This is a genomic window from Xanthobacter sp. NM-25 (assembly GCF_022138605.1).
Lineage (GTDB): Bacteria > Pseudomonadota > Alphaproteobacteria > Rhizobiales > Xanthobacteraceae > Xanthobacter.
Genome location: NZ_JACBFS010000004.1, coordinates 498,418 through 520,928, shown reverse-complemented (window position 1 = coordinate 520,928; position 22,511 = coordinate 498,418). Strand labels below are relative to the sequence as shown.

Annotated in this window: 17 protein-coding genes; 3 read left to right on the top strand and 14 right to left on the bottom strand. The window is 68.3% G+C overall.

Annotated features, from left to right (window positions below; translation table 11 throughout):
* Window positions 1-110: 110 nt before the first annotated feature.
* The 14 genes from alaS to MEU52_RS14030 all read right to left on the bottom strand — a co-directional run bounded on the left by alaS (window position 111) and on the right by MEU52_RS14030 (window position 15,459).
* Window positions 111-2,765: an alanine--tRNA ligase gene (alaS, locus tag MEU52_RS14095; protein ID WP_238123087.1), complete on the bottom strand. Its 2,655-nt coding sequence runs from the start codon at window positions 2,763-2,765 to the stop codon at window positions 111-113.
* Between the two features lie 184 nt (window positions 2,766-2,949).
* A complete protein-coding gene (recA, locus tag MEU52_RS14090) occupies window positions 2,950-4,038 on the bottom strand; it encodes a recombinase RecA (RefSeq protein WP_238123149.1) in 1,089 nt (362 codons plus the stop codon).
* A 91-nt stretch (window positions 4,039-4,129) separates the two neighbouring features.
* The gene (locus MEU52_RS14085) at window positions 4,130-5,083 is read right to left on the bottom strand and encodes a YncE family protein (protein WP_238123086.1); all 954 of its coding nucleotides are present in this window, start codon (window positions 5,081-5,083) and stop codon (window positions 4,130-4,132) included.
* A complete protein-coding gene (locus tag MEU52_RS14080) occupies window positions 5,083-5,655 on the bottom strand; it encodes an SRPBCC family protein (RefSeq protein ID WP_238123085.1) in 573 nt (190 codons plus the stop codon). Before MEU52_RS14080 ends, MEU52_RS14085 begins: the two co-directional genes overlap by 1 nt.
* On the bottom strand, window positions 5,630-6,676 hold the full coding sequence (locus MEU52_RS14075) for a VWA domain-containing protein (protein ID WP_238123084.1): 1,047 nt from the start codon (window positions 6,674-6,676) through the stop codon (window positions 5,630-5,632). Before MEU52_RS14075 ends, MEU52_RS14080 begins: the two co-directional genes overlap by 26 nt.
* Window positions 6,673-7,254, bottom strand: a complete 582-nt coding sequence (locus MEU52_RS14070; RefSeq protein ID WP_238123083.1) for a hypothetical protein — start codon at window positions 7,252-7,254, stop codon at window positions 6,673-6,675. Before MEU52_RS14070 ends, MEU52_RS14075 begins: the two co-directional genes overlap by 4 nt.
* Window positions 7,251-8,315, bottom strand: a complete 1,065-nt coding sequence (locus MEU52_RS14065; protein WP_238123082.1) for a vWA domain-containing protein — start codon at window positions 8,313-8,315, stop codon at window positions 7,251-7,253. Before MEU52_RS14065 ends, MEU52_RS14070 begins: the two co-directional genes overlap by 4 nt.
* Complete coding sequence (locus MEU52_RS14060; RefSeq protein ID WP_238123081.1) at window positions 8,312-9,337, bottom strand: nonribosomal peptide synthetase MxaA; 1,026 nt, start codon at window positions 9,335-9,337, stop codon at window positions 8,312-8,314. Before MEU52_RS14060 ends, MEU52_RS14065 begins: the two co-directional genes overlap by 4 nt.
* Complete coding sequence (locus MEU52_RS14055) at window positions 9,306-10,178, bottom strand: DUF58 domain-containing protein (protein ID WP_238123080.1); 873 nt, start codon at window positions 10,176-10,178, stop codon at window positions 9,306-9,308. The genes MEU52_RS14060 and MEU52_RS14055 overlap by 32 nt, the downstream gene beginning before the upstream one ends.
* Window positions 10,175-11,230 carry an AAA family ATPase gene (locus MEU52_RS14050; RefSeq protein WP_238123079.1) on the bottom strand — a complete coding sequence of 352 codons (1,056 nt, stop codon included), beginning with the start codon at window positions 11,228-11,230 and terminating at the stop codon, window positions 10,175-10,177. The genes MEU52_RS14055 and MEU52_RS14050 overlap by 4 nt, the downstream gene beginning before the upstream one ends.
* Window positions 11,231-11,404: 174 nt before the next feature.
* Window positions 11,405-11,731, bottom strand: a complete 327-nt coding sequence (locus tag MEU52_RS14045) for a methanol dehydrogenase [cytochrome c] subunit (RefSeq protein WP_238123078.1) — start codon at window positions 11,729-11,731, stop codon at window positions 11,405-11,407.
* Window positions 11,728-12,357 (bottom strand): cytochrome c(L), periplasmic, encoded by a 630-nt coding sequence (gene moxG / locus MEU52_RS14040; RefSeq protein ID WP_238123077.1) that lies wholly within the window; start codon window positions 12,355-12,357, stop codon window positions 11,728-11,730. Before moxG ends, MEU52_RS14045 begins: the two co-directional genes overlap by 4 nt.
* Window positions 12,358-12,388: 31 nt before the next feature.
* Window positions 12,389-13,315 (bottom strand): methanol oxidation system protein MoxJ, encoded by a 927-nt coding sequence (moxJ, locus tag MEU52_RS14035; protein ID WP_238123076.1) that lies wholly within the window; start codon window positions 13,313-13,315, stop codon window positions 12,389-12,391.
* 257 nt (window positions 13,316-13,572) lie between these two features.
* Entirely contained in the window at window positions 13,573-15,459 is a 1,887-nt protein-coding gene (locus MEU52_RS14030) for a methanol/ethanol family PQQ-dependent dehydrogenase (protein WP_238123075.1), read from the bottom strand.
* 636 nt (window positions 15,460-16,095) lie between these two features.
* Between MEU52_RS14030 and MEU52_RS14025 the strand changes: the two genes are divergently transcribed.
* From MEU52_RS14025 to MEU52_RS14015, 3 genes are all read left to right on the top strand, one after another.
* Window positions 16,096-17,508, top strand: coding sequence for an ATP-binding protein (locus MEU52_RS14025; RefSeq protein WP_238123074.1), 1,413 nt, complete (start codon window positions 16,096-16,098; stop codon window positions 17,506-17,508).
* Window positions 17,509-17,553: 45 nt separating this feature from the next.
* Entirely contained in the window at window positions 17,554-18,198 is a 645-nt protein-coding gene (locus MEU52_RS14020) for a response regulator (protein WP_238123073.1), read from the top strand.
* A 200-nt stretch (window positions 18,199-18,398) separates the two neighbouring features.
* Entirely contained in the window at window positions 18,399-22,469 is a 4,071-nt protein-coding gene (locus MEU52_RS14015; RefSeq protein WP_238123072.1) for a bifunctional nitrate reductase/sulfite reductase flavoprotein subunit alpha, read from the top strand.
* Window positions 22,470-22,511: the final 42 nt, after the last annotated feature.

Genomic DNA, 22,511 nt, shown 5'->3' with positions numbered 1-22,511 from the left:
GCCTCCAGGTCAACGCTGCGCGCGCTCGCAGGCAGAGTTGTACCATCCCCGCTCCTGATCTCCCACCTCCGCCGGCCCCGCAGGCCTGACCCCGCCGACCGCGCGCGGCGTCAGGCACCGAGCGCGGCCTCGATCGCCGCGATGGCGTCCTTGGCCTTGGAGCCGTCCGGTCCACCCGCCTGGGCCATATCCGGTCGTCCACCGCCGCCTTTGCCTCCGATGGCCGCCGCGCCCTGGCGCACCAGTGCCACCGCGTCAAAGCGGGTTGTGAGGTCTGCGGTCACGCCCACCACCAGCGAGGCCTTGCCATCGGCGGCGCTGTTGACCACCGCAACGACGCCCGAGCCGAGCTTCGCCTTGCCCTCGTCGGCGATGGCCTTGAGATCCTTCGGGTCGGCGCCGGAAATGACGATTGGCAGGTACTTGGTGCCCTTGATGTCGATCACCCGCGGGCCATTCTCATCGCCGCCGCCGGCCATGGCGAGCTTCTTGCGCGCTTCCGCCAGCTCACGCTCCAGCTTCCGGCGGTCCTCGATGAGGGCCTCAAGCCGCGTCTCCACCTCCACCACTGGCGCCTTGAGCGCCGCCGCGGCCGCCAGCAGGGCGGTATTGGCGGCATTGAGATGGCGGCGCGCGGCATCGGCCGTGAGCGCTTCCAGGCGCCGCACCCCCGCCGCCACCGCACTTTCAGACACGACCGAAATCAGGCCGATATCACCGGTCCGGCGCACATGGGTGCCGCCGCAGAGCTCGACCGAATAGGGCGCGCCATTGCCATCGTCAGTGCCCATGGAGACGACACGCACCTCGTCGCCATACTTCTCGCCGAACAGCGCACGGGCACCGGATTCGATCGCCTCATCGACCGCCATGATGCGGGTCTCGACCGGCTCGTTGCGCAGCACGAAATGGTTGGCGATATCTTCCACCCGTGCCAGTTCGTCCTGGCTCAGGGGCTTGGGATGGGAAAAGTCGAAACGCAGCCGATCGGGGGCCACCAGCGACCCCTTCTGCGCCACGTGGTCTCCCAGCACCCGGCGCAGCGCCTCGTGCAGCAGATGGGTTGCGGAATGATTGGCGCGCAGTGCGCCACGCCGCGCATGATCCACATCGAGAACCAGCGCACTGCCGACCTTGAGTGAGCCGGCGAGGACCTCAACGTCATGCACGAACAGATCGCCCAGCTTCTTCTGCGTGCCAAGCACGCGCGCACTGACCCCGCCCTCACCCGACCACATGCCGGTATCGCCCATCTGGCCACCGGACTCGGCATAAAACGGCGTCTGGTTCAGCACCGCGAGGCCGCGTTCGCCGGCGGCAAGGGCGTTCACCTCTGTGCCATCCTTCAACAGCGCGACGATGGCGCCCTCGGCCTGTTCCGTATCGTAGCCCAGGAAATCGGTGGCTCCGACCCGATCACGGATTGCGAACCACACCCCATCTGTCGCCGCCTCGCCCGATCCCGACCAATTGGCACGTGCCTCCGCCTTCTGCCGCTCCATGGCGGCAGTGAAGGCTTCCACGTCCACCGAGATGCCGCGCATGCGCAGCGCATCCTGGGTCAAATCAAGCGGGAAGCCATAGGTGTCGTAGAGTTTGAAGGCCACATCGCCATCGAACCGGGCGCCCGTGACGAGGCCGGCGCTCTCTTCCTCGAGAATCGACAGGCCACGCTCCAGGGTGCGACGGAAGCGTGTCTCCTCCAACAATAGCGTTTCCGACGCCAGCGCTTCGGCGCGGACGAGTTCGGGATACGCCCGTCCCATCTCGCGCACGAGCACCGGCACCAGGCGATGCATCAGCGGATCTTTCGCCCCCAGGAGCTGGGCGTGCCGCATGGCCCGGCGCATGATGCGACGCAGCACATAGCCGCGCCCCTCATTGGAGGGCAGCACACCGTCCGCGGTGAGGAAGACGGAAGAGCGCAGGTGGTCCGCGATCACGCGATGGCTGGCCTTCTGCGCACCGTCAGGATCGACGCCGGTCAGCTCTGCCACCTCGGCAATGAGCGCCCGCATCAGATCGGTCTCATAATTGTCGTGCGTGCCCTGAAGCACCGCGGAGATGCGCTCCAACCCCATGCCCGTATCGATGGAGGGACGCGGCAGGTTCACCCGCTCTCCGCTCGGAACCTGCTCGTATTGCATGAACACGAGGTTCCAGATCTCGATGAAGCGGTCGCCGTCCTCATCCGGCGAGCCGGGAGGACCGCCCGGGATGTGATCGCCATGGTCAAAGAAGATCTCGGAGCAGGGCCCGCACGGCCCTGTTTCACCCATGGACCAGAAATTATCGCTGGTAGCGATCTTAATGATTTTCTCGTCGGGCAAGCCGGCGATCTTCTTCCACAGCGCGTAGGCTTCCTCGTCCTCGCTATAGACGGTGACGATCAGGCGATCCTTAGGCAGATCGAAGGTGCCCGTCACCAGATTCCAGGCCAGCTCGATAGCGCGGTCCTTGAAATAGTCACCGAACGAGAAATTACCCAGCATTTCGAAGAAGGTGTGGTGCCGTGCCGTGTAGCCCACATTGTCCAGGTCATTGTGCTTGCCACCGGCACGCACACACTTCTGCGCGGTCACCGCCCGCGCATAGGGACGCTTCTCCATCCCGGTGAAGACGTTCTTGAACTGCACCATCCCCGCATTGGTGAACATCAAGGTGGGGTCGTTACGCGGCACCAACGGGGAGGAGGAGACCGCCTCGTGCCCGTGCTTGACGAAGTAGTCGATGAAGGTCGACCGGATCTCGTTGACGCCGCTCATGTGCCGGCCACTGCCCTTGATGGCCGGACGCTCTGAACGCGGCCGGCGATGATCACCTCGAGCGGCACGCTGGCGCCGCCGCTCAGCTCCAACCCGCGCGACCCCTGGCCGGCAGATTGGAACCGGGTTCGTTTACCGATGGGGCTGGCACTTGTCCAGAAACGCCTCGCATCGGCGCTTTGCCTCACTCTTCCGGGGGCTCCTTGCCGTCGGCATCCTCTTCCGGCGTACCGGCGAGGATCTGCTCGGCGATCAGGCCCGCGTTCTGGCGGATGGCGGCCTCGATGCGCCCCGCCACCTCGGTGTTCTGGCGCAGGAAGCTCTTGGCGTTCTCGCGCCCCTGGCCCAGACGCTGGCTGTCGTAGGAGAACCATGCGCCGGACTTCTCCACCACGCCGGCACGCACACCGAGATCGAGCAACTCGCCCATCTTGGAGACGCCCTCGCCATACATGATGTCGAACTCCACCTGCTTGAAGGGTGGCGCGAGCTTGTTCTTCACCACCTTCACGCGGGTCTGGTTGCCGACCACCTCATCCCGCTCCTTGATGGCGCCGATGCGACGGATGTCCAGGCGCACTGAAGCGTAGAATTTGAGCGCGTTGCCACCGGTAGTGGTCTCGGGGGAGCCATACATCACGCCGATCTTCATGCGGATCTGATTGATGAAGACCACCATGGTGTTGGACTTGGAGATGGAGGCGGTGAGCTTGCGCAGCGCCTGACTCATCAGCCGGGCCTGCATGCCCGGCTGATTGTCCCCCATCTCGCCCTCGAGCTCGGCGCGGGGGGTGAGGGCGGCGACCGAATCGACAACCAACACATCAATGGCGCCTGAGCGAACGAGCGTGTCGGCGATCTCGAGAGCCTGCTCGCCCGCGTCCGGCTGGGAGATCAGGAGGTCATCAAGATTGACGCCGAGCTTGCGCGCATAAACCGGATCGAGTGCATGCTCGGCATCGATGAAGGCGCATGTTCCGCCACGTTTCTGCGCTTCCGCAATCACATGGAGGGAAAGCGTCGTTTTTCCGGATGATTCCGGGCCGAAAATCTCGACCACGCGGCCTTTGGGTAGGCCACCGATGCCGAGGGCGATATCGAGGCCGAGGGAGCCCGAGGGGATGGCCTCGATCTCCAGCGCCCTGCCGCCCTTGCCGAGACGCATAATCGAGCCCTTGCCGAAATGGCGCTCGATCTGGGACAGCGCGGCGTCCAGAGCCTTGGTCTTATCCATGGAAGAACCTTCGACGAGTCGGAGTGTCGCTTGAGTCATCGCCGCGCTCCGGTGCTGGCGCAAGGGGAAATGAGACTGGTCAAAATGTACTTGCTTTGTTCCGTGTTCGCAATATGTTCTTTTCAGGCACTCACGAACCGGGAAGGAAGATGAGGTTGCGGGGACCGGCAGCGACGGGAATTGCCGCGGTGACAGCGCCTTTTTCGAGGTCGACAACCAGGACCTGGTCGGCAAACCAGTCGGTGACGTAGGCGCGGCGGTGCGGTGAATCGACGATCACGCTCTCCGGGGCGGTGCCAGCGGGAAGCTGGAGCGTCCGGTGAGGCCGTGCGGGATCCACGAGAGCGAGGGTTGCCGACTGCTGATTGGCAACCAGGATGCGGCCGGTTTGCGTATCGGTGGCGAGACCGTAGGGCATCTTGCCCGTTGGGAGGTAGGTGACGGTGTGGCGGGCCTTGTCGACGCGGGCGATGCGTCCTTTGCGCACGTCTGCCACGTTCAGGATGGCTTGTGGCTTGCTGGTATCGAAGGCGTAAGGGGCGGTCCCGACGGGAATGGTGGCGCGTGTTTGGAGCGTCACCAGGTCAACCACGCTGACAGTGCCGCCCTCGCGATCGGCGGAGTAGAGTTCTTGGCGTTCGGGATCGAGGGCAAGGCCAGCGGGACCGGGACCGACCGCGACGGTGCCGGTGAGTTGGAGGTCGGGCAGGTGGAAGCGGCGAACCGTGTTCGCGCTCCAGTCACCCACATAAAGCTGTTGGTCATCGGCGGTGATGCCGAAGGGTTGCCCACCGATGGGGACGGTGGTGACGTTCGTCAGGTTTTGGGCATCGATGCGGGAGAGAAGGCCGGCGTCCGGGTGAGTGACGTAGACGGAGTGAGTTTGCGGAACGTGAATGAGGCTGGCCGGCCCCGCGGCGAGGGGAATGCGGTGCGTTTCGCTTAACGTCGCCGTGTCGACGACGCTCACGGCGGCGCCAGCCTGGCAAACTACCAGCAGCGTCGCCGCATGAAGCGGCGACGCGATGAGGGGGAGGAGGGAGGCGAGCGCGAGGCTCCCGCAGCGCCGCAGGAGGCGCTGCATCAGTGGCTCGCCGGTGCGCTGGCGGCTTCGACCTTGGTTTTGAGTCCGCTCAGGCCATCGGTGAAAAATTGGGTCATGGCCGTGGTTGCGGCTTCATCGTTGAGTTCGTCGGGCGGGAAGTTGCTGGTGTCGCCGCGATAGAGGCGGGCGGCCCAGTCCACGGTGCTGGAGCCGTTTCCGGCGTCGGTCACGGTCATGGTGGCAGTGTAGAAGCTGACGGGGAAGGCTTCGACATTCTCCTGGCCGAGGCGGTAGGAAAGGTGGCGGGCTTTGTCGTCGCGCTCGTCGAGGCTGTCGGTGATTTCGCCTTTCTCCAGGACCAGCACCCGCTCGGTTTCGTCTCCAGATCCGGTGCTGCGAACGGCCTTGATGTCGGGATGCCAGATGCCGATGGCGCCGAAGTCACTCACGAGTTTCCAGATGACGTCGGGAGGCGCGGCGATGGTGATGCTGGCCTGGGCCTTCTGAGGGGTGGGGCCATGGGCATGCACCGCGGGGCTCGCCAGGCTGAGAAGGAGGGCGGCGGCTGCGACGAGGAGAGAACGCTCAGGTTTCAGAAGGCTGAGGCGCATTGGGCAAAGTCCTTGTGTGTTTTGCAGACAACAGGCGCGGGGCGAAGGATGCCCCAAGCGCCGCGGTCAGCGCGGTGAGGGCGAGAGCGGCGAAGAGCGGCGCGGTGCGAAAGGGCTGCGGCACCGGGCGGGGGCGCGCCCGGGCGGCGACGGTGGGGAGCAGATCCTCCGTCTCGGCGAGGGTCGCGTAGCCAAGGCTGGTTGTGGTGGCGAGGGCCTGGAGATGGGCCGTGCGCAGGGCACTGAGATGCTCCTCGCCTGCCGCGGCATCGCCGCCCCATGGCGCATTGCGGGGATGCCATCCGGGCCGCTGTGATGCATCTTCGGGTGGCGGGCCGTGTCGGTTTTCTTGCGGAACGTCAGTGGCCTGCAGGAAACCGATCTCGTGTCCGAAGCCATCGAATTTCGGGATGGGTACCGGTACCGCGCCGCCGACACCGATAATGGCGCCGGCAGTGGCGCCGGTCTTTCCCTCGAACGGGGGGAGGCCACTGGGGGGCAGGGGCGGTGCCTCCTGGCCGTCGCTGAGGAACAGGAGGTCGGCGTCCAGCGGCGCGGCGAGGGAGAGCGCCGAATAGAGGCCGCGGGCCACATAGCTGTCCCCTTCCCACGCCATGCGCCAGTCCAGGGCGGCGATTGCTCCATCAAGAGGGGCAAAATTGGCGCAGGTTTCCACCGGCTCGAAGAGGAGGAAGCTCCGACGTTCGGTGAATATCCCAAGGCCCAGGCGAGAGCCGCAGGGGAGTTGCGCGAGCAGGTTGCGAAGGCGCTGCTTCACAGCGTCGAGGCGGGAAGTGGGACGCTGGTCCGAGCCCATGCGGCGGCCGTCCACGTCGCGCACGGTCATGTCGCGCACGGTCATGGAGCCGGTCACGTCCACCACGGCGAGGAGATGGTAGGAGGGGCCGGTCGCGGGCACGCTGGGGGCGACAAGCGCGAGCAGCGCGAGGCCGCACGCCGCCAGAAGAGCCGTGGCGCGCAGGTCGATCCGTCTCGGACGCGGAGCAAACCGTTGGGTCATGGCAGGCCCTTGGGCAAGCCCGGAAGATCGGTCCACAGGCGCTTGGGGGTCTGCCGTGGCTCCTCCTCCAGTTCGCGCTCGATCTCTGGAAAGTCGCGGATCAGGCGCAGGGCGATGTCGAGATTATATTTGGCGTCCCAGAGACTTGGTGCATGGCGCAGGGTGGCGCGGTAGTTTTCTTTGGCGAGGCGGATTTCGGGAATGGCCGCATCAACCGCCATGCGCTCGAGAAGGTCGATGGCGCGCGCGAGGCGGGTGTTGCCGAGGTCATAGAGGGCGGCGGCGGCCATGGCGGTGTCGTCACTGCGGGTGATCACATCCACCACGTGCTGCGCGTCGTTCAGCTGGTCGTGGGTCATGAGGAAATGCGCGCGGGCGAACAGCAGCCGGGGGGCGGCATCGTCCGCCACGGCCAGGTCGCGGCCGGCGGCAAGGCCGAGGATGGTCCGGTTGTCGCGCATGTGGGTGATGAGCCGGATGGCCTGGTGGGTCACCACGGCGGCCGCGCCCGCGAGGATGACGAGGGCGAGCATGCGCAGCCACCGGCGCGTCCGCCATCTCGTGAGAGCCGTCATCATGCCGCCTCCCGTTCAGTGGCGCCTTCGCTGGCGCCGATGGGGGAGCGCTGCGGCAGCCGGTGGGGCCTGTGGAGCGGGCGCTCGGCGAGCTTGGCGGCGGCGAGAAGGGCGAGGGCGGCCGCCGCGATGGCGTAGCAGAAGGGCGAGAGATCGAGGCGGGCGCGGCGTTCGAGGAAGGTGACGGGGGCGGCTTCCTGGCGGTCGATCTCGGCGATCGCCTCCGCCACCGCCTGCGGGCTGCCCGCCTCAAATGCGCGATAGGGCACGCCCAGGCTGGCGAGGAAGATGTTGAGGTGGCGCTCGGGCATCACCTGCGGGGTATCCTCGCCGGGCGCCTGCGGCTTGTCGAAGGGGCCGCGGGCGCCGGCGGTGCGCAGGAACAGCCAGTAAATCCGCACCGGGCGGCGTTTCACGGCATCGCGCAGGGCGGCCTGAACCCGGGGGTCGATCACTGCGGCGCCGTCGGAAACCAGGACCACCGCGCCGGCATCCGCTGCCGGATCATCGGCGAAGGCGGAGAGGGCAAGGGCAAGGCCCCGGCCCACGTCGGTGAGGGCGAGGCCGGGGCGGTCGGTGGCGGCGACGGCGGCGGCCACTGCATCCAGATGGTCGGTGAGCGGCAGGATCGGCATGGGGGAGGTGGAGAAGCCGGCGACCCCCATGCGGTCGTGGGGGCGGCGTTGGATGAAGTCGGTCAAAAGCCTTTTGGCGGCAGCGGATTTGGAGTCTTCGCCCTGTCCGGGTTGGCGGTTGGCGAAGGTGTTGTCCATGCTGGCGGAACGGTCGAGCAGCAGCATCAGGTGCGCGCCCTGGCCGGTGCGGGTGATGGTTTGGGCGCGGCGGTGCAGGCCGCTGAGGCCGAGCACCAGCAGGACGATGGCTAGCAGAGCGGCGCCGCGCAGGGTGGCGGAGACGAGGGTGGAGAGGGCGTCGGCAGGGGCGAGGCCCAGCGCCGGCACCCGCGTGCCGCGAAAGGGACCGGCCAGAAGCGGCAGCAGAACCAAGGCGAGGAGGGGGAGAAGCCAGGGGAAGTCGATGCCCAGCTGCAGGCGGCTCATCATGGCGCCCCCTCCGCGGCGAGCGCTGCGGCCGGGGGCCGTGGCCGGGGATCGCGCCGCTCGGCGTGGGCGAGCCGGCGGGCCAGCGCCAGGAGGTCCGCGGTTGGCAACGCCTCCATGGCGGCGGCCGGTTCCGCGCCGAAGAACGCGCGTCGCGAGGTGGTGAAAAATCCTGCGATTTCAGAGCTAAGGTCGCTGTAGCGCGGATCGTGCCGGCACCAGGCGGCAACGTCGTCGGCGAGCAGGCGGTGGCCGGCGGCGGCGTCGAAAGCGCGGTGCAGGGTGATGAGGCCGGCGCGATAGGCGGGAACGTCGGTGGGGGCAGCGGCCAGTGGGGCGAGGGCGCGCAGGGCGGTGGCGAACGGTCGTTGGCTGCGGGTGAAGGGCCGCCAGCCCTGCAGCAGCGCCAGCGCGAGGAGGGCGAGGGTGCCGACGAGGGCGGCGACGGTTATGGCTTCGATCTCAGGCCGCAGCGGGTAGGGGCGGGGGAGAATGTCCGGGCGCAGCGCCATGGGATTGCCGCCGCGGCTGGGCACCAGCTCGCGGAACGGGGCAGCGGTAAAGACGAAGGCGGGCACGAGGAGGTCGCGAGGCGCCTCGCCGTTGGTGGCGCGCAAAGGCACCGCCGGGATCTCCATGGCGCGCGGTTCGAGCGCCCCGTAGAAGTTCTGATAGACCATGGTGAGGCGGTAACTGGATCCATCCGCGGTCAGGGGGCCGGGGCTCAGATCGACGCGGATGAGGTCCAGATAGCCATTCACCTTGTGCGGCTGCGGCAGGGCCGCCGGCACCAGAGCGAAGCCCGGATCGAGGCGGATGTCGGCCTCGACGCGCACAAGATCGCCGAGGAAATAGCCGAAGGCGCGGGCCGGCAGCAGCGTCACGCTGTCCGCCTGCACCGGGCCGGCGGTGAGCGCCAGCAGAGCGATGCCTGCGCCGGCCAGGCGCGGCAGGCCGCGACGGGCTCCGGCCGCGATCGAACGGCCTAAGCGGCTAGCGATGCAGGAGAAAATCGAGCAGCGCATGGGCGTCGAACCGGTCGGTGAGGTGAAAGGCGCTGAGCCCGCGGGACAGGAAGATCTGGTCGAGGGCCTGCCGGCGGGCGCGGGCGGCGGCCTGCCAGCGGGCGCGCAGGGCGGGGCGCAGCACCACCAGGCGGCGCCCACCGGTTTCCGCATCGTGCAGCTCCATCAGGCCGAAGCGGGGCAGGTCGCCCTCGGCGCGGCTGTCGTGGAGCACCACCGGAAGCACGTCGTGGCGCGCGAGGGCATCGAGCAAGGCCACGATCCCGTCATCGGGCATGAGGAAATCGGAGACCAACACCACGAGGCTGCGGCTGCGCGGCAGATGGGCGGTGGCCTCCAGCAGCCCGCCAGTACCGGCGCCGTGGGCGCCCGCCTCGGCGAGGAGGGTGCGCACCTCGTCGGGAATGCCGCGCCGCCGCGTCGGGGGAATGAACAGATCGGCACGGAAGGCAGTGTCGGCGGCGATCAGGCCGAAGGCGTCCCCCGAGGCGACCGAGGAGGCGGCGAGGGCGGCCACGAGGCGGGCCGCCTCGTCCAGGAGGGTGCCGAAGCCCATGGAGGCGGACAGATCCACCATCGCCGTCACCGTGAGCGCGCGGCGCGGCGCGAAGGCGCGCACGTGAATCCCCTCGAAGGGGTCCTTGAGGCTGGCGCGGATGTCGATGCGTCGGGGGTCGGCATCGGCCATCAGGGGCACCAGGCCGCGGAACAGATCCTGTCCGCCGCGACCGGCTCCCGGGTGGGCACCGGGCCGTCCGACCGCCGGCCGCCAGCGCAGGGGATAGCGCAGCAGCGGGGCGTGGTCGTCCGGGTCTTCGGTCGGCGGGTGGGGCGTGGTCATGGCGCCGGCACCGTGTCGAACGCGGCCTGGCAGAGGGCGCGGGCGATGGTGTCGCGGCGCAGCTCATAAACCGGGTCGAAGAAGATCCGGTGGGCCATCACCTCCGGGAACACCGCGCGCAGGTCCTCGGGCACGATCATGTCGCGCCCCTCCAGCCAGGCGCGCACGCGGGCCGCGCGGATGAGGAAGGACAGGCCGCGCGGGCTGGCGCCGCCCTGGACCAGCCGGTCCATGCGGACATCGGGCAGGCGGATGCCGGCCTGGGCGGGGGCGCGCACGGCGTCCCACAGGCCCAGGGTATAGTCGCGGATGGCCGGGCTGGCGTGGATGGCGGCCTGGATGTCGCGGGCGAGGGCGCCCAGGGCGCGGTGATCCACCACCCCTTCGCGCACCGCGCGCAGCAGGGTGTCGGTGTCGTGGAAGCGCGGCTCGAACACCAAGGCCCGGCGGGCGTCGCGATCCTCCGGCGCCTTCACCTCCACTTCCATGAAGAAGCGGTCGCGGGCGGCGGCCGGCAGCTCGAAAGTTTCTTCCCGCTCCACCCGATTGCGATCGGCAAAGACCTGCAGATGGGGAAAATCATGCTCGGTGCCGAAAGCGGAGATGGAGTGCTCGGCCATCAGCCGCAGCAGCAGCGCATGCACCTGCGGCCGGGCGCGGTTGATCTCGTTGAAGAAGAAGATGGAGAGGTCGCCGCCCCGGCGCAGCAGCGGGCCGGGGTCGATGCGCGGGCGCCCATCGTCGCCGATGCGGGCATCATAGACGAGGTCGGTGGGCATCAGGTCGATGGTGCCTTCGACCCGGGCATAGGCGCCGCCGATGGCCCGGGCCATGGCCCGCAGCAGCGTGGTCTTGCCCACGCCCACGTCGCCTTCCAGCAGCACGTGGCCGCGGGCGAAGACGGCGATGGTGAGCAGGCGGATCACCCGCTCCTGCCCCAGCACCACCTGGCCCACCTCGCGCTCGAAGTCGAGCGCGTGCGCGCGCCAGTCGGCGAGGCGCGTCTCGGCGCCGGTCACGCCGGGGGAGGGGGCGTGCGAGAGCTCGGCCATGGTGTCCGTGTCCTCAGTGCAGCTGTCGGTGAAGAAAGGCGCAGCCAACCGGGTCCGGGGAGGTCGAACCCATGGCCCGGCGGGCCGCGCCAGTTGGCCCACCATCCATCGGAGGATTTGCCCGGCAGAACGGAGTAGTTCGTTGCCATGCTGGTGGGATCTCGAAAAGCTGTGTCAGTTGGCCGGGATCTTCTTCACGTCATAGACGAACTGCCCGGTCTTCTTGAAATGCTCGACCCGCTGCTGGTTGCGCGCTTCCATGGCGGTGATGGATTCCGACTGCTTGTTGAGCTCTTTCGGATTGTGCTTGGGGTCGTATTTGGAGCCGGCCACCTTGTCCGGATAGCCGGGCTTGGGCTCCCAGCAATTGCCGGGCGCGCGACAGTTGGTGCCGTCATAGGCAAGGGCGGCACCGCTGGTGGCCAGCGCCGCGCCGGCGATGAGCCCGGCGCAGGCGAGGGCGTGGACGAACGGGCGGCGGACGCGATCCTTCAAGGTCATTGCTTGCTTCCTCCCTTTTCCGAATTCAGGCTCGCCGCATTGTCGGCGGCCGTCTTGCACACCGGCGCCTCATCCAGGGGCGGGGTGGGGTCGTTGTGCTCGTCATAGGGCTTGAAGGCGGCCTTCTGGGCCGGGGTCAGCCAGCTGGCTTCCGCCGGATCGTCCTTGTAGAAGTGCCGCACCCAGGCCATCACCAGCAGCATGTCGTCCATGGTGAGGGCGCCATACATGGGGCCCATCTGGCCGTTGGCGCCACCGAAGATGGTCTCGAACAGACCCTGGTCGGTCATGTTCTTGGGATAGGTCCAATAGGCATCGTTCAGGCCGGGCCCGATCTTGCCTTCGCCATAGTGTCCATGGCAGCCGGAGCACATGGACAGGAACAGATCCTTGCCCTTGGGCAGGCAGGTGGCGTTTTCCAGATAGATGTTCTTGCCGGTGGCGAGGAACACCTTCACCGCTTCCGTGTCGCGGCCCTCTTCCGGCGCCTCGGAAAGGTCGAGGGGCTGGCCGGTGATGGTATGGGTGAGATTGAGCGTGGCCTGGGCGGTGAGCGCGCAGGCCAGCACGGCCACGAGCGCGATGAGCCCCCGCGTCGCGTGCTTGATCCAGCAAGAAGTCCACATGTGGCAATACCGTCGATGAGAGAAATGGGGCTCAGCTGTTGGGCTTGAGCAGGGGAATGCCTTCCTCGGTGAGGATCGCTTCGATCTCGGGGCGCGCCTTCACCAAGGCGGCATCCACCTCTCGCAGCAGGGCGGCGTCGTCCTTGCGCACCGCCACCGACTGGTCGTAGTGCAGCGGAATGGGGGTGCCGTCGAAGCGGGCGAGATCGGTGGTGGCGACGGTCATGCGCAGCGGCACGTCGGAGGCCTTCACATAGCGGGCCACTTCCGGGGCAAAGGCGAAGGCAACATCGGCCTCACCCTTCGCCACCTCGCTCACCATGCGCTCGGCCGGCACCTCCACATACTGGTTGCGGGGCGACTTGAAATTGACGAGGCCGTAGAGATAGGCGGCATTGTCCTCATACTTGCCGAGCCGCTTCAGCATGGTCTCGCCCGGCGAATAGAAGCGCACCACGAAGCGGCCGAGATCCTTGATCTGCGGATCCTGCCAGTCACCGGTGGTGATGTTGCGGTCGGCCTTGGTCACGAACACATAGCTGGTGCGGTAATAGGGCTTGGAGGTGAGCACCCGAGCATCACCGGTATCGACGCCGATCACCACGTCGCACAGCTTCTTGTCGAGGCCGTCGCGCACCTGATAGATGGCCGGCTTGCCCGACCAGACGAACACCGCCTCGCGGCCCATGGCGCGCGCCAGAACCTGGGCGATGCGGTTTTCGAAGCCCTTGCCCTCCTTCTGGGAGAAGGGCGCCTCCACCTCCGAGGCGCAGACCCGCAGCGTGCCCGGGGCGGCGGCCACGGCTGGAGCGTCCTTGGTGGGCGTGTCCTTGTTCTGCGCGGCCGCGCCATTCTGGGCGGGCGCGAACTGGGCGGCGAGGGCCCCGCTGGAAACAAGGGTGGCGCCGAACACGAAGGCTGCGAGCGTCGCGCCGGCGGAAGATGCGATACGGGGCATGGACGCCTCCTCGTGGGGTTCGGTGCGCGCCGGCGCCGGGCCCGGGATGGGGCCTGCCGGGTGCGGGCGCGTCATGACATGTCTGATGCCGGTTGGTTCCGGATGGCACGCTTTCAGGTGGCATGCTTTCAGGTGGCATGCTTTCAGGTGGCATGCTTTCAGGTCGCATGCTTTCAGGTGGTTCGCCGCCGTCGAGGGAAGACGGCGGCCAACCTCACGCCAGCGCCGGGGGCAAAGCCCCGGCGCGCGTTGGCGCATCAGCCGCCGGAGGCGTATTCGCCCACGTTCGGATCGTCATAGGGGCCCTTGCCGTCGAGCGAGAACACCATCACGCCGCCACCCATCTGGGTGTAGTGCTGGAGGTTCTTGAAGGCGCCCACCGAGCCGAGGCCGGCGGTCGGGTCGTTGAGGTCGAACACCAGGCCCACGCCCGGCCAGCCGCCCACGCCATAGTAGATGGCCACATACTGCACGCCATTGTGCGTATAGGTCATGGGATGGCCGATGACGCCGGAGGGCAGCTTGAACTTCCACAGCAGCTTGCCGGTGTCGCTGTCGCGCGCCTTGATGAAGCCATCGAGGGTGCCATAGAACATCACGCCACCGGCGGTGGCGAGCGTGCCACCCCACGCGGCGAAGCGCTCCATCACTTCCCACTTATACTTGTTGTTGATGGCGTCATACGCCTTCACCTGGCCGAGGCCGACATAGTTCTGCCGGTCACCCTTCGGGCCCGGATACATGTTCAGCGTCGCGCCGACGAAGAACTGGCCGGCCCGATAGGGCAGCATGAAGGGCTCCCAATCCATGCAGATATGGTTGATGCCCATGAAGAACGACTGCCGCTCGGGGTCGTAGCTGTCGTGGCCCTGGTTGTGATAGCCCATGGCGGAGGGACAGATGTCGCGCGCCATGTGGTCCATGCGGGTGGCGTATTCCGGATCGCGCTGGGGCAGGCCGGTCTTGATGTCCACCTGCTTCACCCAGTTCACCGTGTCGTCGATCTTGTCGGCCGAAACGAGGGTGCCGTCGGTGCGGTCCAGCGTGTAGACGATGCCGTTGCGGTCCGGATGGGTCAGCAGCTTGCGGACCTTGCCGGTCTTGTCCTTCTGCTCGGACAGCATCATCACGTTGACGCCGGCGTAATCCCATTCGTCATGGGGCGTCTTCTGGTAGCCGAACTTGGCCTCGCCGGTGTCGATGTCCCGGCCCCAGATGGTCATGGTCCACTTGTTGTCGCCGGGGCGCATGGTCTCGTTCCACGGCGCCGGATTGCCGGAGCCGTAATAGACCATGTTGGTGGACGGATCGAACGCGTACCAGCCCCAGTTGGTGCCGCCGCCGATCTTCCAGGCGTCGCCCTCCCAGGTCTGGGTGCCGAGGCCCTTCTGGCCATAGTGCGGGTTGGCCTTGTTGAAGTCGTCGGCGAGCATCACCTGCTCGTCAGGGCCGGTGGCATAGGCGCGCCATTTCTGGGCGCCGGTCTTCACGTCATAGGCGGTGACGTAGCCGCGCACGCCCAGTTCCGCGCCGGACGAGCCCACCAGCACCGTGTCCTTGATCACATAGGGCGCGATGGTGAGGGTGGAGCCCACCTTGATGTCGGAATTCTCGAGCTTCCAATATTCCTCGCCGGTGTCGGCCTTCAGTGCCACCACGTGCCCGTCGAGCAGGGTCTTGATGATGAGCGGGCCGGTGGTGCCGTCGCCGGGCCAATAGGCAAGGCCGCGGTTCACCACGTCGCAGCAGGCCACCGCGCGGGCGGTGGGGTTCTGCTTGGGCTTGTGCTGCCACAGGATGTGGCCGGGGTCGTCGAGGCCCAGGGCGAAGGTGGTGTTGGGGAAGGGGGCGTGCACATACATCACCCCGTCCACCACCAGTGGCGTGCCCTCATGGCCGCTCAGCACGCCGGTGGAGAACGACCACGCCGGACGCAGGTCCTTGACGTTCTCCTTGTTGATCTGCTTCTGCGGCGAATAGTTGTTGGCGTCGTAATTCTTGCCGGTCATCGGCCAGTTCTCGTCGCTCTTGGCGAGCTCGACGAGCTTGTCGTTGGCCGTGGCCGGACCGGAGAGAGCGGCGCCGCCCGTCGCAAGGGCGAGCGTGACGGCGAACAGGGATGCGGAAGACAACAATCTGTTCATGTGGCGTTTCCTCGGAGTTTCCTCAGCAGGCAGTGTTCTTCTTGGGCGACGTTCTTTTCGCCGCGCGGCCGGGGCCACAGGGGCCCCGGCGGACGGGTCCTGGTCGGGCGGTTCTTGGCCGGGCCGTCCGGTGTGCGCGTGGTCGTGAGACTTCGGCGCGCGGGGGCGGCTGGCCCGGCGGTGGGGACGTGGACACGCGATGGGACACGCAAAGGGGTGCTGGATGTTGCTCTGTGTCCGTCGCCCTCCGATTGCGACTTGAGCTTTTGTGTTCTTATGTTATTCTTATGGAAGATTTTTTCTATGACGCGAGTTGAAAGCCTTCTGATGCTCTTGTCTCGCGGTCTTTTGGCAATTTGAGGCGGGAACTTTTGGCAATCCGTTTCGGGAAAACGGGATAACCTTCGATAAAACAATCGCCTAAGCGGGCGGGGGCGGTTTTCGCCGGTGCCGGCGGCGGCGCAGGTGGCGCCCTCTGGTACTTCCTGCCGGCTCCCGTATAGTCATGATGTTTTACAGCACTGCGCCGCTCTAAGCGGAAAATCATAAGAGAAAACTGAGAATTATTGGGATGGGAGCCGTGGGTTTGGGCAGGATGTCGGGCGGTTCGGGCGCCGGGCCGCAGGGCAGGGCGCGATGAGCGCGGCGTCGGCACGGGGGCGTCGGGCGGTGTCGCTGCGCCAGCAGGTGCTCGGCACGGTGCTGGCCATCAATGCGGTGGCGGCGCTGGTGGCGGGCGCGGTGGTGGTGCTGAACGCCCGCGCCGCCGCGCGCAACGAGATGGGCGCCTCGGTTGAGATGGCGGAACTGATGGTGCGCGAGGCGGCGGAGCGCATCGCCGCCGAGGGGAGCGGCGACAGCCCCCTGCCGACTCACCTGCGCCATTTGCGCCATGTGCGGCTCACCGTCCGCGATGCCGCCGGCGTCCCCCTGTCCCTGGGGGATGCCCCCGCCGGCGCCCACCACGAGGCGGACGACGACGCGCGGGCCCCCGCCTGGTTCGCCCGCCTCGCAGACGTGCCGGCGCTGGTGCGCACCATCGACGTCACCCGCGCGGGCCGGCCGCTGTTTCAGGTGGAGGTGGCGGGGGTGCCCGACGACGAGATCGCCGAGGTGTGGGGCGACGTGACCGATTTCGCGATGGTGGCGGTGGCGGTCAACGGGGCGATTCTCCTGGCGCTGTTCCTGGCCCTGGGGCGGGTGCGGGCCGATCTCGGCCGGTTCCGCGTCACCCTCGATGCGCTGGAGCACCAGCGGGCGGTGGAGCCCCTGGCGCCGCCGCGCATCCGCGAGCTGGCGGAGCTGGCCCACGGCGTCAACGCTTTGGCGGCGGCGCTCTCCGCCGCCCGCGCCGAGAACGTGCGCCTCAATGCGCGGCTGGTGCGCCTGCAGGAGGATGAGCGCCGGCAGATCGCCGGCGAGCTGCATGACGAGCTGGGCCCGCTGATGTTCGGCCTCAAGGCCGGGGCCGAATCCATCGCCCGGCTCGCCGGGCAGATGACGCAGCCCGCGCCGCTGCCGGAGCCGCTGGCTGGCCGGCTGCGGGAGCGGGCCGAGGGGCTGGTGGCCATCGTCGCGCGCATGCAGGTCGCGAACCGGCGGCTATTGCGGCGCATCCGGCCCGCCGCCCTCGATCACGTGCCTTTGGCCGATGCCTTGGCGAGCCTGGTGCAGGATCTCAACCAGCATGACGCCGGCCGGGCCGTGGCCCTGGAGCTGGGCCGGCTGGCCGGCCATTACGGCCCGGCGCTGGACGCCACCCTCTATCGCTGCGTGCAGGAGGGGGTCACCAACGCTTTGCGCCATGGGGATGCCCACCGGGTGGAGGTGGCGCTGGCCGAGGGCGAGGGGCGGCTGCGCCTCGTCATCACCGACGATGGGCGCGGCCCGCCGGCGGTGGTGCGCGAGGGGCTGGGCCTTGCCGGCATGCGCGAGCGGGTGCGGGCGCTGGGCGGCACCTGCCGGCTGGAGCCCGGCGCCGCCGGCGGCGCCCGTCTCTGGCTGGACCTTCCCGTTCCGGCGGACGATCTCCGCGATGAGGCGAGCTGAACCATGACGGTGGAACCATGAAGGTGGAACCATGAAGGTGAAACCATGACTTGCGTGCTGGTCATCGACGATCATCCCATCGTGCTGCAGGGCTGCCGGCAGATCCTGGAGGATGCGGGGGTGTGCGAGCTGATGGCGGCGAGCACCGCCCTGTCCGGCTATCGCCTGTTCCGCCGCAGGCGGCCCGACGTGGCCATCGTCGATCTGGCGCTGGGAGGCAGCGGCCTTGCCGGCCTGTCCTTGGTGCGCCGCCTGCGGGCCCAGGCGGCGCGTATGCCGATCCTGGTATTTTCCATGCATGCCGATCCGGTCATCGCCAGCCGGGCGCTGGAGGCGGGGGCCACCGGCTACCTGTTGAAGGACACGTCCACCGCCGATCTCCTGGAAGCCTTCGACAAGGTGAAGCGCGGCCAGCCCTATATCAGTCCCGACCTGGCGCTGGAGGTGGCGCTGCTCTCCAGCCGCAGCCGGCCGGGCACCATGGGCGATCTCACCCCGCGCGAACTGCAGGCGCTCTCGCTGCTGGCGGAAGGCAAGGCCTATGGCCAGATCGCCGACGAATTGGGGGTGAGCTACAAGACGGTGGCCAACACCTGCTCGCAGCTGAAAACCAAGCTCGGCGCCGGCAACCTCGCCGAACTGATCCACCGCGCCATCCGCTACGTCTCCGGCTCGCCGGTGGGGCGGTGAGGGGCGCGCGCACGCCCCTTGCCTTCCGTCTCGGCTTGCGTTTTACTGCAGTGCATTCATCAGTTTCATAGCCGCGAGGCCCCATGGATGGGGCGTTGCGGCAGGGATGAGCCCTCGGGCCTGATCCCTCGTGGCAGAGCCGCCACCTGCGCTTCCCCTTGGGAGGCGTCGGTGGCGGCTTTTTTCGTTTTGGGGCGAACATGAGCGGCACGCACGCGGCCACAGGCAAGGTCAGGAGCGTCTGCCCCTATTGCGGGGTGGGCTGCGGCATCGTGCTCGATGTCCGCGACGGACAGGTGGTGAAGGTGGCGGGCGACAAGGCCCACCCGGTGAACGCTGGCCGCCTGTGCACCAAGGGCGCCACCTGCGCCGAGCCGCTGGCGCACGGCCGGCTCACCGGCGCCTTCGTGCGCGCCACCCGCAAGGAGGATCAGCTGCCGGTGCCGCTGGAGGCGGCGGTGGCGCAGACGGCGGAGCGGCTCAACGCCATCATCGCGGATCACGGGCCGGAGGCGGTGGCCTTCTACGTGTCCGGCCAGATGACGCTGGAGGCGCAATATCTCGCCAACAAGCTGGCCAAGGGCTTCATCCGCACGCCCTACATGGAATCCAACTCGCGCCTGTGCATGGCCAGCGCCGGCGCCGGCTACAAGCTGGCCTTCGGGGCCGATGCGCCGCCCGGCTCCTATGATGATTTCGACGCCGCCGACCTGTTCCTGGTGATCGGCGCCAACATGGCCGATTGCCACCCCATCCTGTTCCTGCGGCTGATGGATCGGGTGAAGGCGGGCGCCAAGCTCATCGTGGTGGATCCGCGCCGCACCGCCACCGCCGAAAAGGCGGATCTGTTCCTGCAGATCCGCCCCGGCAGCGACCTTGCCCTGCTCAACGGCCTGCTGCACCTGCTGCACCAGGACGGCGCCACCGATGCAGACTTCATCGCCCGCCACACCACCGGCTGGGAGAGCGTGGCCGAAGGGCTCGCCGACTATGCGCCCGAGGCGGTCGCGGCCTTGACCGGCCTCGCGGCAGCCGATCTGCGGCGAGCGGCCGACATGATCGCGGAGGCGGGGGAATGGACCAGCTGCTGGACCATGGGCCTCAACCAGAGCAGCCACGGCACCGCCAACACCACCGCGCTGTGCAACCTGCACCTCGCCACCGGCAAGATCTGCCGGCCCGGCTCCGGCCCCTTCTCCCTCACCGGCCAGCCCAATGCCATGGGCGGGCGAGAGATGGGCTATATGGGCCCGGGCCTGCCCGGCCAGCGCAGCCTCGCCTCTGCGGAAGACCGCGCCTTCACCGAACAGCGCTGGGGCCTGCCGGCGGGCACGCTGAAGGCCGAGGCGGCCTCCGGCACCCTGTCCATGTTCGAGGCCATGAGGGCCGGGCGCATCAAGGCCTGCTGGATCATCTGCACCAATCCGGTGGCCTCCGTCGCCAACCGGCAGATCGTCATTGATGCGCTCAAGGCGGCCGAACTGGTGATCGTGCAGGATGCCTTCCTCGACACCGAAACCACCGTTTATGCCGATGTGCTGCTGCCCGGCGCCCTGTGGGCGGAGGCGGACGGGGTGCTGATCAATTCCGAGCGCACCTTGACGCTGGCCGCCGGCGCCGTGCCGCCTCCGGGCGAGGCGCGGGCCGATTGGCGGCTGATCGCCGATGTGGCGACCGCCATGGGGTTCGGCGCCGCTTTCACTTACACCGATGCGGCGGCGGTGTTCGCGGAGATCTCCGGCTTTTCCAATCCGCAGACCGGCTATGACCTTTCCGGCGCCAGCCATGCGCGGCTCAAGGCGGGCCCGCTGCAATGGCCCATCGCCGCCGATGGCGCCGCCCGCAACCCCATTCGCTATCGCAATGACGGGCAGCACATGCCCCGGCGCGTGCAGCCGGATGGCACGGCGCCGGAGCTGGTGTTCGCGACTGCTGATGGCAAGGCGCGTTTCGTGCCCTCGCTCCATGTGGAGCCGGCCGAGGCGGCGGACGAGGCCTTCCCCATGGTGCTCAACACCGGGCGCCTTCAGCACCAGTGGCACACCCTGACCAAGACCGGAAAGGTGCCGACCCTGAACAAGCTGAACCCCGGCCCGTTCCTGGAAATTCACCCGCGCCGGGCGGCGGAGATGGGCATCGGTGCCGGGGACTTTGTGGAGGTGCGCTCCCGGCGGGGGCGGGCGGTGCTGCCGGCGGTGCTGAGCGAGCGGGTGCAGGAGAATGCCTGCTTCGCGCCCTTCCACTGGAACGACGTGTTCGGCGACGGCATCGCTATCAACCAGGTCACCAGCGATGCGGTGGATCCCGTGTCCCATCAGCCGGAGCTGAAGATTGCCGCCGTGGCGCTGAGCCGGGTCGAGGCGCCGAGGGAGAGGCACGCCATGGCGCAGTCATCGGGCCGCGTGCCGCAACTGGCCCCCGTTGGCGCATTGGTGCCGGCGCTCCCCGCCGCCGGGGCACTCGCCACCGTGGCGCAGCAACTCGGCCTGCCCACCCGCATCGAGGTGCAGCTGAAGGAAGAGGAAAAGCTCTATCTGCAGGGCTTTTTGAGCGGTCTCGGCGCGCAGCCGGTGGCCGGGGTGCCGGTGCTGCCGCCGCAGGCGCCGCTGGGGAAGGCCACCCGCCTTCTGGTGGATGGGCTGCTGGCGGGCCTGTTCTCCCGCTCGCCGCAGCCGGAAGCGGCACCTGAAGGGCCGGCGGTCACCGTGGCCTTCGCCTCCCAGACCGGGCGGGCGGAGGAGGCGGCCGGCGCCCTGGCCGAGGCCTTGCGCGGCGCGGGCCGCACGGTGCGGCTGACGGAACTGGACGGGCTCGACCCCACCACCTTGGGCGAAGGCCCAGCCCTGTTCGTCGCCTCCACCTTCGGCGATGGTGATCCGCCGGACAATGCGGGCGCCTTCTGGGCGCGACTTTGCGGTGAGGAGGCGCCGCGCCTGGAGGGCCTGCAATTCGGCGTTCTGGCCTTCGGCGACAGTACTTATGCCCAGTTCTGCGGCTTCGGCCGCAAGCTCGATGCGCGCCTCGCCGCGCTCGGAGCGACGCGGCTTTTGGAGCGGGCCGATTGCGAGCCCGATGGGGACGAGGCGGTCGCCGCCTGGCAGGGCCGGGCGCTCGCCGCCCTCACGGCGGGGCCGGCGCCGGTGTTGGCGGCTGAGCCGGCCAAAAGGCCGGGGACGGATCGCCGCCACCCGCTGCTGGCGCGCCGGGTGCGCAATGAGGTGCTGAACGGGCCGGGCAGCGGCAAGGAGGTGCGCCGCATCGGTCTTGCCATCGGCGATCTGCCCTATTGCGCCGGCGATGCCTTGGGGGTGATGCCCCGCAACGCGCCGGAACTGGTGGCGGAGGTGCTCGGCCTGCTCAGCCTCGACGGGGAGGCGGAAGCGCCGGGCGACTTCGGCGTGTCGCTGCGCGAGGCCCTCTCCAGCCACTATGAGATCGCCCGGCCGAACCCGGATGTTCTGCGCTGGTGGAGCATCGTTTCCGGTGACGAGACATTGGCCGGGTTGCTGGCCGGCCCGCGGCCGGAGCTGGAGCGCTGGCTGTGGGGCAAGCAACTGGCGGACCTGCTGGCGCGGGCGCCCCGAGCGGTGCCGGCGGCGGAGTTCGTGGCGCAGCTCAAGCGCCTGCAGCCGCGCCTTTATTCCATCGCCTCCAGCCCGCTGATGGTGCCCGGCGAGGTGGAGCTGACCATTTCCACCGTGCGCTACGGCGGCGCGGGGCGCCTGCGCGGCGGTGTCGCCTCCACCTTCCTGGCGGATCAGGCCGATGGCGACGTTCCGGTGTTCGTGCAGGCCTCGCCGCACTTCCGGGTGCCGGCGGATGCCGAGACGCCCATGATCATGATCGGCCCCGGCACCGGCATCGCGCCGTTCCGCGCCTTCCTGCAAGAGCGCGCGCTCACCGGCGCCAAGGGGCGCAACTGGCTGTTCTTCGGCGAGCAGCAGGCGGCCTGCGATTTCTACTATCGCGACGAGCTGGAGGTCTGGCGCGCGCAGGGCCATCTGACCCGGCTCGACACCGCCTTCTCCCGCGACCAGGCAGCCAAGGTCTATGTGCAGGACCGCATGCGCGAGGCCGGCGCCGCGCTGTGGGCGTGGCTGGAGGAGGGGGCCCATCTCTATGTCTGCGGCGACGCCGCTCGCATGGCCAAGGATGTGGATACCGCCCTCGGCGCGCTCATCGCCACCCATGGGGGGCTGAGCGCGGAAAAGGCGCGGGAAAAGGTGGCGGAGCTGGCGGCGCAGAGGCGTTATGTGCGCGATGTCTATTGAACCGGTGCGGCGAAGCGTGCTTCCTCCCCTTCCAATGATCGT